General features: G+C 71.5%; 12 protein-coding genes. 9 read left to right on the top strand and 3 right to left on the bottom strand.

All coding sequences use genetic code 11. The annotated features are described in order from the left end of the window. Positions 1-181: 181 nt before the first annotated feature. From P2Q00_RS20735 to P2Q00_RS20705, 7 genes are all read left to right on the top strand, one after another. Complete coding sequence (locus P2Q00_RS20735) at positions 182-1,684, top strand: amino acid permease (RefSeq protein ID WP_275774113.1); 1,503 nt, start codon at positions 182-184, stop codon at positions 1,682-1,684. Between the two features lie 10 nt (positions 1,685-1,694). Further along, positions 1,695-2,147 carry an Lrp/AsnC family transcriptional regulator gene (locus P2Q00_RS20730; protein ID WP_099927428.1) on the top strand — a complete coding sequence of 151 codons (453 nt, stop codon included), beginning with the start codon at positions 1,695-1,697 and terminating at the stop codon, positions 2,145-2,147. A 138-nt stretch (positions 2,148-2,285) separates the two neighbouring features. Continuing rightward, positions 2,286-3,503, top strand: coding sequence for an MFS transporter (locus P2Q00_RS20725; RefSeq protein ID WP_275774112.1), 1,218 nt, complete (start codon positions 2,286-2,288; stop codon positions 3,501-3,503). 69 nt (positions 3,504-3,572) lie between these two features. Then, complete coding sequence (locus tag P2Q00_RS20720) at positions 3,573-5,534, top strand: sensor histidine kinase (RefSeq protein WP_275774111.1); 1,962 nt, start codon at positions 3,573-3,575, stop codon at positions 5,532-5,534. After that, complete coding sequence (locus P2Q00_RS20715; RefSeq protein ID WP_275774110.1) at positions 5,531-5,908, top strand: DUF742 domain-containing protein; 378 nt, start codon at positions 5,531-5,533, stop codon at positions 5,906-5,908. The genes P2Q00_RS20720 and P2Q00_RS20715 overlap by 4 nt, the downstream gene beginning before the upstream one ends. 283 nt (positions 5,909-6,191) lie before the next feature. Continuing rightward, a complete protein-coding gene (locus tag P2Q00_RS20710) occupies positions 6,192-6,980 on the top strand; it encodes a carbon-nitrogen hydrolase family protein (protein WP_275774109.1) in 789 nt (262 codons plus the stop codon). A gap of 41 nt (positions 6,981-7,021) precedes the next feature. Next, positions 7,022-8,740 carry a flavin monoamine oxidase family protein gene (locus P2Q00_RS20705; protein ID WP_275774108.1) on the top strand — a complete coding sequence of 573 codons (1,719 nt, stop codon included), beginning with the start codon at positions 7,022-7,024 and terminating at the stop codon, positions 8,738-8,740. Positions 8,741-8,749: 9 nt separating this feature from the next. On the opposite strand, the gene P2Q00_RS20700 is transcribed toward P2Q00_RS20705, so the two are convergent. Then, positions 8,750-9,682 carry an LLM class F420-dependent oxidoreductase gene (locus P2Q00_RS20700; RefSeq protein ID WP_275774107.1) on the bottom strand — a complete coding sequence of 311 codons (933 nt, stop codon included), beginning with the start codon at positions 9,680-9,682 and terminating at the stop codon, positions 8,750-8,752. An 88-nt stretch (positions 9,683-9,770) separates the two neighbouring features. Continuing rightward, entirely contained in the window at positions 9,771-10,457 is a 687-nt protein-coding gene (locus P2Q00_RS20695; protein WP_275774106.1) for a DUF5995 family protein, read from the bottom strand. Between the two features lie 170 nt (positions 10,458-10,627). Between P2Q00_RS20695 and P2Q00_RS20690 the strand changes: the two genes are divergently transcribed. Together P2Q00_RS20690 and P2Q00_RS20685 are read left to right on the top strand one after the other, a co-directional pair. Further along, on the top strand, positions 10,628-11,758 hold the full coding sequence (locus tag P2Q00_RS20690; protein WP_275774422.1) for a glycoside hydrolase family 6 protein: 1,131 nt from the start codon (positions 10,628-10,630) through the stop codon (positions 11,756-11,758). 123 nt (positions 11,759-11,881) lie between these two features. Then, positions 11,882-13,141: an alginate lyase family protein gene (locus P2Q00_RS20685; RefSeq protein ID WP_275774105.1), complete on the top strand. Its 1,260-nt coding sequence runs from the start codon at positions 11,882-11,884 to the stop codon at positions 13,139-13,141. A gap of 83 nt (positions 13,142-13,224) precedes the next feature. Here the strand turns inward: P2Q00_RS20685 and P2Q00_RS20680 are convergent, their stop codons facing one another. Next, positions 13,225-14,436 carry an MFS transporter gene (locus P2Q00_RS20680; RefSeq protein ID WP_275774104.1) on the bottom strand — a complete coding sequence of 404 codons (1,212 nt, stop codon included), beginning with the start codon at positions 14,434-14,436 and terminating at the stop codon, positions 13,225-13,227. Positions 14,437-14,485 lie beyond the last annotated feature (49 nt).

Below are 14,485 nucleotides of genomic sequence, written 5' to 3'. Positions count from 1 at the left end.
GCGATGAACGCAATGATCTTGCGGACACATGCAAGGTTGCTGCATTACGCCCGTGAAGCGATGCCGCATAGGGTCAAGCGCTGTACAAGGCGTGGCGGGGACCCCGCTCGGTGGGTTCCTGCATGCGCAGGAGTGCCGCCCGTCCCCACCGCCCTGACCGAAATGACGAAGGAGTCAGCGCGTGCTCGACCAAGGCGCACCCCCGCAAGGCCGCACCACGAACGCCCCGCCGTCCCCGGGCCTCGGCGCGCGCCTCATGCGGCGCAAGCCCGTGGAACGCCTGGTCGCGGAGGGCGGCCAGGGTGAGGGAGGTACCCTGCGGCGCTCCCTCGGGCTGTGGCAGCTCACCATGATCAGCATCGGCGCGACCCTCGGCACCGGCATTTTCGTGGTCCTCGGCGAGGCCGTGCCGAAGGCCGGTCCCGCCGTCACCCTGTCCTTTGTGATCGCCGGTCTGACCGCGCTCTTCTCGGCCCTGTCCTACGCCGAGCTCGCGGGCACCATCCCGGTCGCCGGGTCCTCGTACTCGTACGCATACGCAACCATGGGCGAGCTGATCGCCTGGATCTGCGGCTGGTGCCTGGTCCTGGAATACGGCGTCTCGGTGGCCGCGGTGGCCGTCGGCTGGGGCGAGTACCTCAACGAGCTCCTGGACGGGACCATAGGCGTCACCATCCCGGACGCCCTGTCCGCCCCGCCCGGCGACGGCGGCATCTTCAACCTGCCCGCGCTGATCGTCGTCCTGCTGGCCATGGCGTTCCTGCTGGGTGGCGCCCGGGAGTCCGCCCGCGCCAACACGGTCATGGTCTGTGTGAAGATCGCCGCGCTGGTGCTGTTCTGCGCCATCGGCATCCAGGGGTTCAAGTCCGGGAACTACGCGCACTTCATGCCGCTCGGCATGGCGGGAGTGAGCGCGGCCGGTGCCACGCTCTTCTTCTCCTACATCGGCTTCGACGCCGCCTCCACCGCAGGCGAGGAGGCCAAGAACGCACAGCGCGACCTGCCGCGGGCCATCATGCTGTCGCTCGTCATCGTCACCGCGCTGTACGTCCTCGTCGCCGCCGTCGCCGTCGGTGCGAAGCCCTGGCGGCGGTTCAACGACTCGGAGGCCGCGCTCGCCCAGATCATGCGCGACGTCACCGGCCAGTCCTTCTGGGGCACCCTGCTCGCCGCCTGCGCCGTGATCGCCATCGCGAGCGTCGTGCTGACCGTGCTCTACGGCCAGACCCGCATCCTCTTCGCGATGTCCCGGGACGGGCTCGTCCCCAAGGTGTTCGCGAAGGTCCACCCCAAGACCGGGGCACCCCGCGCCAACACGGTCATCGTCTCCCTGTTCTGCGGAGTCCTCGCCGCCGCGATCCCGCTCGGCCAGCTCGCCGACGCCACCAGCATCGGCACGCTCTTCGCCTTCGGGCTGGTCAACATCGCCGTGGTCGTGCTGCGCCGGACCCGCCCGGACATGCCCCGCACCTTCCGCGTCCCGCTGTCGCCGGTCCTGCCCGCCCTGGGCTTCGCGTTCTGCGTCTGGATGATGGGCAGCCTGTCCGCCGTGACCTGGGTCGTCTTCGGTGTCTGGATGGCGGTGGGGCTCGTGTTCTACTTCGGGTACGGCTATCGCCGCTCCCGTCTTGCCACCCGAGAAGTTCCCGCAACAGAAGTTCTCGCCACACCAGAAGCGAAGTGAACCACCAGCAGTGCTGAACGATCTCGACGAACGCATCGTGCACGCCCTCGCCGAGGACGCCCGCCGCTCCTACGCGGACATCGGGCAGCTCGTCGGCCTGTCCGCGCCCGCCGTGAAGCGGCGCGTGGACCGGCTGCGCGCCACCGGGGCCATCACCGGCTTCACCGTACGGGTGGACCCGGGCGCCCTGGGCTGGGAGACCGAGGGGTTCGTCGAGATCTACTGCCGGCACAACACCTCGCCGGACACCATCCGGCGGGGCCTGGAGCGCTACCAGGAGGTCGTGGCCGCCTCCACGGTCACCGGCGACGCGGACGCGATCGTGCAGGTCTTCGCCTCCGACATGCGGCACTTCGAACGGGTCCTGGAACGCATCGCCGGGGAGCCGTTCGTCGAGCGCACCAAGTCCGTCCTGGTGCTGTCGCCGCTGCTGCGCCGCTTCTCGTCGGGCTCGCCCACGTAATTTCCCGGGCGAACGCGCCGGGTCCGCGCCTACCATCGGTGCCATGACCTGGCGACATTGATCCACCAGCCGTGCCTCCCGAGGGCCGCCTCGGACGCCGTACCTCCGGCATCCGATCCGTCCCTGCGGGAAGGCCTCATGACACTCTCACCTGCGCGCGTGCCCGCCGGCACCGGCGTCCGCCGACTCACGGCCACGCTGTACGGCTATGCGTTCCTCGACGACTTCGTCCTGCTCTACCCGGTGTACGCGCTGCTGTTCAGCGACACCGGTCTGTCCGTCTGGCAGATCTCCTCCCTGTTCGCCCTCTGGTCCCTCACCGGCGTGGTGCTGGAGGTCCCCTCCGGCGCCTGGGCCGACGCCGTCTCCCGGCGGCTGCTGCTGGTGCTCGGCCCGCTGCTCACCGCCGCCGGCTTCGCCCTGTGGGTGCTCGCCCCGTCGTACTGGGCCTTCGCCCTCGGCTTCGTCCTGTGGGGCGCGCGCGGAGCGCTCGCCTCCGGCGCGCTGGAGGCGCTGGTGTACGAGGAGCTGGAGCGGCGCGGCGAGGCCGAGCGGTACGCCAGGATCATGGGCCGGGCCCGGGCCGCCGGGCACGTCGCGGTCATGGCGGCCATGGCGCTCGCCGGACCCGTGTTCGCCTGGGGCGGCTATCTTGCCGTCGGGGCGGCGAGCGTGCTGGCCTGTCTGGCGAGCGCCGGGGTCGCGACCCGGTTCCCGGAGGACCGAGCGGTGCCCAAGGACTCGGGCGACGACTGGGCCACGGTGTTGCGGGACGGGCTCGCCGAAGTCCGCCGGCACCGGTCGCTGCGCGGAGGGCTGCTGCTCGTCCCGGCGGTCGGGGCCGTGTGGGAGGCGCTCGACGAGTACACGCCGCTGCTGGTGCGGGACACCGGCGTGGCGGAGACGACGGTCCCCTACCTGCTCCTGCTGATCTGGGCGGGAGCGACCGCCGGTGGCCTGCTGGCCGGGCCGTGCGAACGCCTGGGCACGGCGGGACTGGCGGCGGTCCTCGCGCCGGCCGCGCTGGCCATGGCCCTGGGCGCCGCGGCCGGGACGCCCGTCGCCCTCGGCCTACTGGCCGTCGCCTTCGGCGGCTTCCAGCTGGCGACGGTGCTGGCCGACGTCCGGCTCCAGCACCGCATCGACGGGATCGGCGACGCGCACCGGGCCACCCTGACCTCGGTCGCGGGCCTGGGCAGCGACCTCGCCACGGTCGCGGCGTACGGCGGGTACGCGGCGATCGAGACGCGTGCCGCGCACAGCACCGCCTTCGTGCTGTTCGCGGTGCCGTATCTGGTGACGGCGATGCTGCTGGTGCTCAGGTGGCCATTGCGGTCCCGGCGGAGCATCCCGTAGGTTGTGCGGCGTTCGCTACTGGCGGGTAACACTGGCGAGTACTGCATCATTTCGGGCAGGGGGAGAGCATTGCGCCGGCTCATCGGCCGTCCCACCACGGTCCGCGCCCGGATCGTCGCGCTCGCGCTCGCTCCGGTGCTCGCCCTGCTGGTGCTGTGGAGCTTCGCCATGGTGTCCGTCACCGGCGAGCTGCGCGCGCTGCTCCGGGTGCAGGGCGTCTACGAGGATTACGGCACCCCCGTCGACACGGCGATCGGGCAGATCCAGATCGAACGGCGGCTCTCGGCGGCGTACTTGGGCACGGGCGGTCGTACGACGGCCGTCGCCGGCCTGCTGGAGCAGCAGCGCCGCACGGACCGGGCCGTGGACGCCATGCGCGACGCGATCGGGTCCGGAGACCGGGACCGGCTCTCCGGGCGGCAGCGGCAGGCGCTGGACACCATGATGGCGACAACCGGCAGGCTGGAGGGGCTGCGGGAGCGGGTGCTGTCCCGGGACATCTCCTGGGACCGGGCCGTGAGCGAGTACAGCGCCCTCGTGGAACCCGGCTTCGACGTCGAGTCGACGCTCACCGCGCTGCAGGCCGGGCAACTGGCGCGGGAGGCCCAGGTCGTCGTCGAGCTGGTCCGGGTACGGGAGTTCGTGTCGCGGGAGGACGCGCTGGTCGCCGGTGCGCGGGCCGCCGGGACGCTGACCGACCGGCAGTACGACACGCTCACGGCGGCCATCGAGGACCGGCGGGTCTTCGAGCGGACGTATGTGCCCGATCTGCCGGGCGACTCGCGGGCGCTGTTCGAGGACTTCCAACGCGGCGAACTGCACCGGGAGTTGGTGAGCAGCGAGGACACGCTGCTGCGGGCGGGAGCGTCCGGGGCGGGCGATGCCGTGGCCGCCGACTCCTGGCGCTCCACCACCGACCGGGCGGTCAAGCGGTACATGCAGCTGTGCACCCGGTCCGCCAGGAACTCGGCAGGCCGGGGACGGGAGTTCGCCTACCGGGAGCTGGCCGAGGCCGCCGTCGTGGGGGTGGTCGGGCTGGCTGCCGTGGGGCTGTCGTCGTGGTTCGCGGTGCGGGGTGCCCGTCGGATCTCGCGGCGGCTGGAGACGCTGCGTGATGCCGCCGATCTGCTGACGACCCGTCAATTGCCCGATGTGATGGCGCGGTTGAGTGCGGGCGAGGAGGTGGATGCGGTCGCGGAGGCGCCGCCGCTGGCGGACGAGGAGGCGGGCGGCGACGAGATCGGCGACGTGGGGCGGTCCTTCAACACCGCGCGGCTCGCGGCCGTCGAGGCGGCCGTGCAGCAGGCGAAGCTGCGCCGTGGGCTCTCCGCGGTGCTGCTCAACATCGCCCGCCGCAACCAGTCCCTGGTGCACCGGCAGCTGAAGCTCGTCGACACGCTGGAGCGGCGCACGGACGACCCGGACGTTCTCCAGCAGCTCTTCCGCATCGACCACCTCACCACCCGTATGCGGCGCCACGCCGAGAACCTGATCGTCCTGTCCGGCTCGGCCCCCGGCCGCAGATGGCGGCGCCCCGTGCCCGTCGCCGACGTCGTCGCCTCCGCGGTCGGCGAGATCGAGGCGTACGCCCGGGTCGAGGTGCCGCCGATGCCCCGGGTGGGCGTCGCGGCGGACGCCGTCGCCGATGTCGTCCACCTGATCGCCGAACTCGTGGAGAACGCCACGGTGTTCTCGCCGCCGGACACCCGCGTGACCATGCGCACCGCACGGACCGACGGCGGCTTCGTCCTGCAGATCGACGACCGGGGCCTCGGCCTCGACGCCGGGCAACGGGAAGAGGCACAGCGGACGATCACGACCCCGGACGACTTCGACCCGACCCGGCATGAACGGCTCGGACTGTACGTCGTCGGCCGCCTCGCCGCCCGGCACGGGATCGAGGTCGCGCTGGGCCCGTCGCCGTACGGCGGGACGACGGCGGTGGTGTCCCTGCCGGAGGAGGTGCTGGCAGAGGTGGGGCGCGGCGCCGAGGGGGCGGAGGACGTGCCGGCGCGGACGTCCCTGCCGTGAGCGACGAGCACTGGTACGAGGACGAGACCGGGGCGATGGTGCGGCCGTACACCGTCACACGGGGCCGGACCCGGCCCTCCGACCGGCATCACATCGATCTGATGTCACAGGTCACCGCCGTGCACGGCGAGGCGCGGCCGGCTGTCGACCACGCCGGCTCCGCCCTGCTCGCCCTGGTGCGCCACCGGCCCCGGCCCGTCGTCGAGCTCGCCGCGGACGCGGATCTGCCGCTGACCGTGGTACGCGTGCTGCTCGGGGATCTGGCCGAGGCCGGGCTTGTGCGGGTCGATGTGCCGCGGCGGGTGGCGCCTGGTGGGCCGGCCGCTGATCCTGAGCTGCTGCGGGAGATCATTGAGCGGTTGCGGGAGCTTTAGCGCTCCGCGGGGTGCGTTGTGTCTTGGCTGCGGGTGCGTCGTGGCTGGTCGCGCAGTTCCCCGCGCCCCTATGGGGCGCTGGAAGCCCGGGTGCCAGGGCAGCACCCTGAGATCTCCCGTGACCGGAGCTCCGCTCAGGGGCGCGCAACGAATCGCCGCCGGACGGATGGTGCACGCAACAAACCGCTCACCGGCGCGCAACGGCTCCTTCTTGTCCGCCCGAGCTCCTCGCTCGTACCTTCTATATGGCCCCCTGAATCTTCCGTACCGGTGAGGAACACGCATGCGCACCGCCCTGCTCCAGAGCTCCGGCCGCCCCGGCTCCGTCGCCGAGAACCTCAAGGTCCTCGACGCCGCCGCGGGCCGTGCCGCCGCCGCGGGCGCCACGCTGCTGGCCGCGCCGGAGATGTTCCTGACCGGGTACGCGATCGGCGACGACATCGCCCGCCTGGCCGAGCCCGCCGACGGCGACTCTGCGGACGCGATCGCCGACATCGCCGGTCGGCACGGGCTCGCGATCGCGTACGGCTACCCGGAGCGCGACGGCGAGACCGTTTTCAACTCCGCCCAGTTGATCTCCGCCGAGGGCGTCCGCCTGGCCAACTACCGCAAGACCCACCTCTTCGGCTGCTTCGAGCACGACCACTTCACCCCCGGCGAGCAGCCGGTCGTCCAGGCCGAGCTCGGCGGACTCACCGTCGGCCTCATGATCTGCTACGACGTCGAGTTCCCGGAGAACGTCCGCGCCCACGCCCTGGCCGGCACCGACCTCCTCGTCGTGCCGACGGCGCAGATGCACCCCTTCCAGTTCGTCGCCGAGTCGATGATCCCGGTGCGCGCCTTCGAGAACCAGATGTACGTCGCCTACGTCAACCGGGTCGGCCAGGAAGGGGAGTTCGACTTCGTCGGCCTCTCCGCGCTGGCCGGTCCCGACGGGGTCGCCCGCGCCCGCGCCGGACGCGGCGAGGAGCTGGTGTTCGCCGACGCCGACCCCGCCTTCCTCACCGCCTCCCGCGCGGCGAACCCGTACCTGAAGGACCGCCGCCCCGGCCTCTACGGGTCCCTCGTCTGAATCCCTCACCCCGTACTTTCTGTGCAAGGAGTCCGTACCCCATGACGTCCACCGTGCCCAACGCCGTCGAGCACGCAGACGAGCGCCAGCTGCCGCCGATCACCATGTTCGGCCCGGACTTCCCGTACGCGTACGACGACTTCCTCGCCCACCCGGCGGGCCTCGGCCAGATACCGGCGACCGAGCACGGCGCCGAGGTCGCGGTCATCGGCGGCGGACTGTCCGGCATCGTCGCCGCGTACGAGCTGATGAAGATGGGCCTCAAGCCCGTCGTGTACGAGGCCGACCAGATCGGCGGGCGGCTGCGGACCGTCGGCTTCGACGGCCCCGACACCGAAGGCCTGACCGCCGAGATGGGCGCGATGCGCTTCCCGCCCTCCTCGACGGCCCTCCAGCACTACATCGACCTGGCCGGACTCGAGACCCGCCCCTTCCCCAACCCCCTTGCGGAGGCGACCCCTTCGACCGTCGTCGACCTCAAGGGCGAGTCCCACTACGCCGAGACCGTCGACGACCTGCCGCAGGTCTACCGCGATGTCGCCGAGGCATGGAACAAGTGCCTCGAAGAGGGCGCCGACTTCTCCGACATGAACCGCGCCCTGCGCGAGCGGGACGTGCCGCGCATCCGTGAGATCTGGGCGAAGCTGGTCGAGAAGCTCGACAACCAGACCTTCTACGGCTTCCTCTGCGACTCCGAGGCCTTCAAGTCCTTCCGCCACCGCGAGATCTTCGGCCAGGTCGGCTTCGGCACGGGCGGCTGGGACACCGACTTCCCCAACTCCATCCTGGAGATCCTGCGGGTCGTCTACACCGAGGCCGACGACCACCACCGCGGCATCGTCGGCGGCAGCCAGCAGCTCCCGCTCCGGCTCTGGGAGCGCGAGCCGGAGAAGATCGTCCACTGGCCGTACGGGACGTCCCTCAAGTCCCTGCATGTGGACGGCGCGCCCCGCCCGGCCGTGACCCGGCTGCACCGCACGGCGAACAACCGGATCACGGTGACGGACGCGGACGGCGACATCCGCACCTACCAGGCGGCGATCTTCACCGCACAGTCCTGGATGCTGCTGTCGAAGATCGCCTGCGACGACTCGCTCTTCCCGATCGACCACTGGACCGCCATCGAGCGCACCCACTACATGGAGTCCAGCAAGCTGTTCGTGCCCGTCGACCGGCCCTTCTGGCTCGACAAGGCCGTCGACGACAAGGGAAATCCGACGGGCCGGGACGTCATGTCGATGACGCTCACCGACCGTATGACGCGCGGGACCTACCTCCTCGACGACGGCCCGGACAAGCCCGCCGTCATCTGCCTCTCCTACACCTGGTGCGACGACAGCCTGAAGTGGCTGCCGCTGTCCGCGAACGAGCGGATGGAGGTCATGCTGAAGTCGCTCGGCGAGATCTACCCGAAGGTCGACATCAGGAAGCACATCATCGGCAGCCCGGTGACCGTCTCCTGGGAGAACGAGCCCTACTTCATGGGCGCGTTCAAGGCCAACCTGCCCGGCCACTACCGCTACCAGCGGCGCCTGTTCACGCACTTCATGCAGGACCGGCTGGCCGAGGACAAGCGTGGCATCTTCCTCGCCGGCGACGACATCTCCTGGACGGCGGGCTGGGCCGAAGGCGCGATCCAGACCGCGCTGAACGCGGTCTGGGGCGTCATGCACCACTTCGGCGGCGAGACGGATGCCGCCAACCCGGGGCCGGGCGATGTGTACGACGAGATCGCGCCGGTCGAGCTGCCCGAGGACTAGGGGCAGCCCCTAGATCCCGGCCGCGCGTGCCTTCTCGTACACCTCGGCGGCGAGATCCTTGAGCTCCTGTGCGTCCCGTAGGTCGTGCTGGAGGTCGATGAGGATCTCGTCCAGGCCGACCTCGGCGTGCGCGACCAGGTCCTCGACGATCTGGTCGACGCTGCCGTGGAACGGCTGACGGTCGGTACCGGCGTAACCCCCGGCCCGGTAACGGGGGTTGGCGCGCAGAACGGTCTGGATCGGCTCGGTGCGCCCGCGCTCGGCAGCCAGTTCCTGAAGTTCCTTCCACTGTGCGGCGAGCACCTCGGGGCCTCCCATGCCGACCGGCAGCCAGCCGTCGGCGTGGTCGACGAGTCGGCGCCGGGCCTTCGCCGATCCCGCCGCCAGCAGGATCGGGATGGGCCGGGCGGGCTTGGGGCCGACCACGGACGGATTGACCGTCGTGACACGCCCCTCGTACGACACCGGGTCCGGGCCCCAGACGGCCCGGCACACCTCGATCAACTCGTCCAGCACCTGGCCGCGCTCCTCGAACGGGCGGACGGAGGCGGCCGCGTACTCGTCGTGCGACCAGCCCGTGCCGAGGCCCGCGAGGACCCGCCCGCCGCTCACCGCGTCCAACGTGGCGAGCGCCTTGGCGAGTTGGAACGGCACATGCAGCGGGGCGACGAGGACGCTGGTGCCGAGCCGGGCCCGTTCGGTGGCCGCCGCGGCGAGGGTGAGGGTGACCAGGGGCTCGGCCACGCCACGGTACGAGTCCGGCCAGGGCAGGCCTTCGACGCCGTACAGGCCCTGCCGCGCGGGCTCGGGGACCAGCAGCCGCTCGTACACCCACAGACTCTCGTAGCCGATCCGCTCCGCGGTGCGTGCCACGTCGGGCACATCACGGCCGAGGTCGTACTGCTTGTTCTGGGGGAGGCCGAGTCCGAGCCGGGTCGCCATACCTGTGCTCCTTTGCAGTAGGTCCGCTCCTGTCGAACGTACAACTTTCATCTACGAGTTGAGGGACCGCTGCGCAGGAGTGGCCGGATCAGTCCGGCAGTGGCGTGAGCAGCATGCGTCCGGCGAAGCCGACCGCCGTGTCGAGCCGCTCGGTGAACTCCTGGGCCACGTCCGGGAGTCCGCGCAGCGCCCACAGTGCGCGGGCCGCCGTCCAGGTGGCGTCCCGGGCACGCTCCAGGCTCCACGAGCCGAGCAGATGGGTGAGCGGGTCGGCGATCTGGAGGAGGTCGGGGCCCGGCATCAGATCTTCGCGGATGCGCTCCTCCAGCGAGACGAGGAGGTCGCCCACGCGATCGAACTCGTCCTCCAGCTCGGCCGGTTCGCAGTCCAACGTACGACAGCTGTCCACCACGGCGAGCGCCAGATCGTGGCCGATGTGCGCATTGATGCCGGCCAGCGCGAACTGCAGCGGACGTACACCGGGATGGCGGCGGAACTGGAACAGGGGCCGCCAGCAGGCCGGTGGGCGCCGCTCGCCGGCGACCGCGGCGACAGCCGCGAGGTAGCGCTCCGCGAACCGTACGTCCAGCGTGATCGCGGCCCGCGCGTCCGTGAACCGTCCGGCGTCGATGCTCCGGTCGACCGTCTCGGTGACGGTGAGGTAGACGCGGTTGAAGACCGCGACGCCGTCCCGCTCGGGCAGGGTCGCGTCGAGGGCGCGCATACGGGAGACGACTGCGTCTACAGAAGTGGTGAACTGTTCCAATTGCGCCATGGGGGAAGGGTCCCAGTCATAGGCTGACGGGAGTGTCGGCGGGCCCGGCGCTTCCCCAGAACGGGGGAACATCGTCGCCGGCGGGGAAGGGGCAGCAGGTGTCCGGCTTACGCGCCCAACGCCTGGCCGCACGCAGGGCGGAGCGTCGGCGCGCCGCCCGGCGCAGCGCGATGGTCGCCGCAGCCTCGGTCGTCGTGGCCGTCGGCACCGCGACCGGCATGATGTCCGCCCTCGACGGCGGACGCGGTGCCCACGCTGCAAAGCCGGAGGTCACCAGCTCGCCCCGCTTGGAGCAACTGCCGGTGCTCCCGTCCCCTTCGGCGACCCGGGTATCGCTCTCGCCCTCTCCCTCCGCCTCCGCTTCCACGAAGAAGTCCGCGAGTCCCACTCCGTCCCGGACCGGGACGGAGCAGCAGCGACAGCCCGCCACCGGGTCCGCCCGCCTCTACCGCTACACCGACTCCCAGGTCCTCGACTGGGTCCGCGCCAACCCGGGCGACCCGCGCACACCGGTCATAGAGTCCCGTATCGCCGACCAGCCGGCCGCGGTGTGGTTCGCCGACTTCGCGCCGGCGACCATCGCCTCCCGCGTCCGCGCGGTCACGTCGGGCGCCGCCGCACAGGGCCGGGTGCCCGTCCTTGTGCCGTATGCGATACCGGGCCGCGACTGCGGCGGCGCCTCCAAGGGTGGCGCGCCCGACCTTTCCGCGTACGACGGCTGGATCGACGCCTTTGCGGCGGGGCTCGGCTCCGGCGAGGTCGTCGTCGTCCTGGAGCCCGACTCCATAGCCCAGTCCGACTGCCTGTCCGACCGTGCGCGCGCCGACCGCTTCGCCTCGCTGGCCCGCGCGGGCCGCGTCCTGAAGGCCGCGAATCCGAAGGCGCGGGTCTACTACGACGCCGGCCACTCCGGCTGGAAACCGGCCGCGCAGCAGGCCGCGCTGCTGAAACAGGCGGGCGCCGCCTCGGCCGTGTCCTCCGACGGGATCTTCAGCAACGTCTCCAACTTCCAGGCGACGTCCGACGAGATCGCCTACGACCGACAGGTCCTCGCCGCCCTCGGCGGCCCCGCGAGCCTGGGTGCCGTCATCGACACCAGCCGCAACGGCAACGGCGCCCCGGCCGACGGCGAGTGGTGCGACCCGGCGGGCCGCAGGATCGGCCGCGCGCCCACCCTGGGCACCGGGCAGGCGCGCATCGACGCCTACCTGTGGGTGAAGCTGCCGGGGGAGTCGGACGGCTGCAAGGGGACTGCGGGCACGTTCAGCCCGTCGTACGCCTTTGACCTGGCCTCGTCGTAGGAGGACGTGCCAAGTCCGGTCCGGACCATTGTCACGGGTATCTGGCGCCTCTACGCTCGCACGGTCCTACTCATGAACAGCGTTCACATTCCTGACCGTTCGTTCGATGGATCGGAGTGCTCGATGCGTGGAAGATCCCGTGCCGCCGCCCTGCTGGCCGCGGTGGTGACCCTCTCAGCCGTCCTCGTCCCCTCCGCGCAAGCGGCACCCCGGGCTCCCGACACCGCCGTCCTCGACGGAGCCCGGCTGCAGCGGACGAAGCTCCGCCTGGACCAAGGTGAACCCCAACTGCAGCGCGCCCTGCGGGACTTGACGGCCCGCGCCGACAACTGGCTGGACCAGGGCCCCTGGACGGTCGTCGACAAGCCGAAACCGGCACCCGGCGGCGACCTCCACGACTACCTGAGCCAGGCCCCCTACTGGTGGCCCACCACGACCCCGACCGCCGACAATCCGTGGGGCTGCCCGTACGTCCAGCGGGACGGACAGCGCAATCCCGAGGTCGACTCCGGCACCGACCGCCAGGACGTCGAGAAGGTCTTCGACTCGACGTACGACCTCTCCCTGGCCTGGTACTACACGGGAAAGCGGGCGTACGCCGAGAAGGCGGCCCAGATCCTGCGCACCTGGTTCCTCGCCCCGGCCACCCGTATGAACCCGAACCTCGACCATGCGCAGTTCATCCCCTGCAAGTACGACGGCCGGGCCATCGGCATCATCGACTTCTCCCAGTCGTACACGAGCCTGCTCGACGCCCAGGCCGTCCTCGCCACCGGCGCCCCGGGCTGGAGCGCCGAGGACCGCACCGCGATGGGCAGGTGGAACGCCGACTTCCTCGGCTGGCTGAAGGACAGCGCCTTCGGCAAGGAGGAGGGCGCGGCGGCCAACAACCACGGCACCTTCTACGACATGCAGCTCGCCGCCCTCGCATACGCCACCGGTGACCGGGCGCTGGCCCGGCGGACCGTGCTCGATGCCCGCACCAGGCGCATCGACCCGCAGATCGCGGCGGACGGCAGCCAGCCGCAGGAGCTCGCCCGGACGCGGAGCTGGCACTACTCGACCTTCGACCTGGTCGCATACGCACGGCTCGCGGCGATCGGGCGGCATGTCGGTGTGAACCTGTGGGCCTATCAAGGGCCGGACGGGCAGGGGCTGTTCAAGGCAGTGGACTATCTGCTGCCGGCCGCAACCGGGGCTTCCGCATGGCCGCACCCGGAGCTGGAGTTCCACCGCTACGCGGCGAGCGACGTCGTGCACGCGGCGGCGGACGCGGGGGACGCGGCGGCCCGGAAGGCCGTACCGAGGCTGGAGACCCCGCCCGGCGGTGACCTCTGGGCGCTGCGCCCGGCCGCCGAACAGCTGGACTCCATAGCGGGCTGACCAGGGCCTTTCCTGCGGCCCTCCCGGTCGGGGCTCCTGAGCGTCCGCTTGGGGCGGAGTGACGTGCCGTGGAGCGAGCCGGTTCAGGGCCGCGGGTCGGGAACTGCTGCGTTCGGACGGCCGACCTCCGGGCGGCTGCGGTCGCCGCTGCGCAGGACGCCCGCGAAGGCCGCAAGCCCGCACGCCAGGACCGTGACCAGCACGAACGACACCATCAGGCTCGTCGCCTGCGCCACCCCGCCGATCAGACCGGGTGCGATCAGGCCCGAGGTGTATGTGATCGTCGCGACGCCGGCGATGGCCTGGCTCGGGTTCGGGCCGCTGCGGCCCGCCGCCGCGAAGCACAGCGGCACGACGACCGCGATGCCGAGACCGAGCAGCGCGAACCCGCCCATCGCCACGGCCGGTTGGCGTGCCAGGACGATGAGCAGCCCGCCGAGGACGGCCAGTCCGCCGCCCGCCCGCACGGTGCGGACCGCGCCGAAGCGGTTGACCACCACATCGCCCACGAGCCGGGCCAGCGCCATGGTCAGCATGAAACCGGTCGTGCAGGCGGCCGCCAGGCCCGCCGAGGTGTCGAGCTGGTCGCGCAGATAGACCGCCGACCAGTCGAGGCTGGCGCCCTCCGCGAACACCGCGCAGAAGCCGACGGTGCCGATCAGCAGCGCGGACTTCGGCGGCAGCGCGAACCTCGGCGGCGGCTCCTCGTCCTCACCGGGCTGCAGGTCGAGCACCCAGCGGCAGGCCAGCACGCCGAGCAGGGTGAGGGTGGCTGCGGCCAGCGCAAAGTGCAGACGCGCGTCCGAACCCAGGTGCGCCGCGAGCGTGCCGGCCGCCGAGCCGGTCAGGGCGCCCGCGCTCCACATCCCGTGCAGGCTCGACATGATCGACTTGCCGAGCAGCCGCTCCACCTCCACGCCGAGCGCGTTCATGGCGACGTCGGCCATGCCCGCGCTCGCCCCGTACGTGAACATCGCCAGGCACAGCGTGAGCATGTTCGGCGCGAGCGACGGCAGGACGAGGGCCAGCGTCCACAGCGCGATCAGTCCGCGCAGCGCCGTACGGCTGCCGAAACGGTGACTGATCCGCCCGGCCAGCGGCATCGAACAGGAGGCGCCGAAGGCCGTGAAGGCGAGGGCGAAGCCCAGCTGGCCCGCGCTGAGGTGCGCGTGCTCCCGGATCCACGGCACCCGGGTCGCGAACGAGCCGGTGACGGCGCCGTGCACGCAGAACACGGCGGCCACCGCGTACCGGGCCCGCCTCGCCTCGCGCAGGTCGTAGACCACGTCGCTCATTCTCGGCCCCTCCCCTTTCCCTACGGCCTCCACCGGCGTCGCGTAAACT

The sequence above is a fragment of the Streptomyces coacervatus genome (genome assembly GCF_029223485.1).
Classification (GTDB): domain Bacteria; phylum Actinomycetota; class Actinomycetes; order Streptomycetales; family Streptomycetaceae; genus Streptomyces; species Streptomyces coacervatus.
This window is presented reverse-complemented; position numbering and strand designations above follow the sequence as displayed.

Bases quoted from the DNA above. Each gene is read 5' to 3' on its own strand.
- P2Q00_RS20725 (WP_275774112.1), top strand. From the start codon at position 2,286: ATGACACTCTCACCTGCGCGCGTGCCCGCCGGCACCGGCGTCCGCCGA.
- P2Q00_RS20710 (WP_275774109.1), top strand. From the start codon at position 6,192: ATGCGCACCGCCCTGCTCCAGAGCTCCGGCCGCCCCGGCTCCGTCGCC.
- P2Q00_RS20705 (WP_275774108.1), top strand. From the start codon at position 7,022: ATGACGTCCACCGTGCCCAACGCCGTCGAGCACGCAGACGAGCGCCAG.
- P2Q00_RS20700 (WP_275774107.1), bottom strand. From the start codon at position 9,682: ATGGCGACCCGGCTCGGACTCGGCCTCCCCCAGAACAAGCAGTACGAC.
- P2Q00_RS20695 (WP_275774106.1), bottom strand. From the start codon at position 10,457: ATGGCGCAATTGGAACAGTTCACCACTTCTGTAGACGCAGTCGTCTCC.
- P2Q00_RS20690 (WP_275774422.1), top strand. From the start codon at position 10,628: ATGGTCGCCGCAGCCTCGGTCGTCGTGGCCGTCGGCACCGCGACCGGC.
- P2Q00_RS20685 (WP_275774105.1), top strand. From the start codon at position 11,882: ATGCGTGGAAGATCCCGTGCCGCCGCCCTGCTGGCCGCGGTGGTGACC.
- P2Q00_RS20680 (WP_275774104.1), bottom strand. From the start codon at position 14,436: ATGAGCGACGTGGTCTACGACCTGCGCGAGGCGAGGCGGGCCCGGTAC.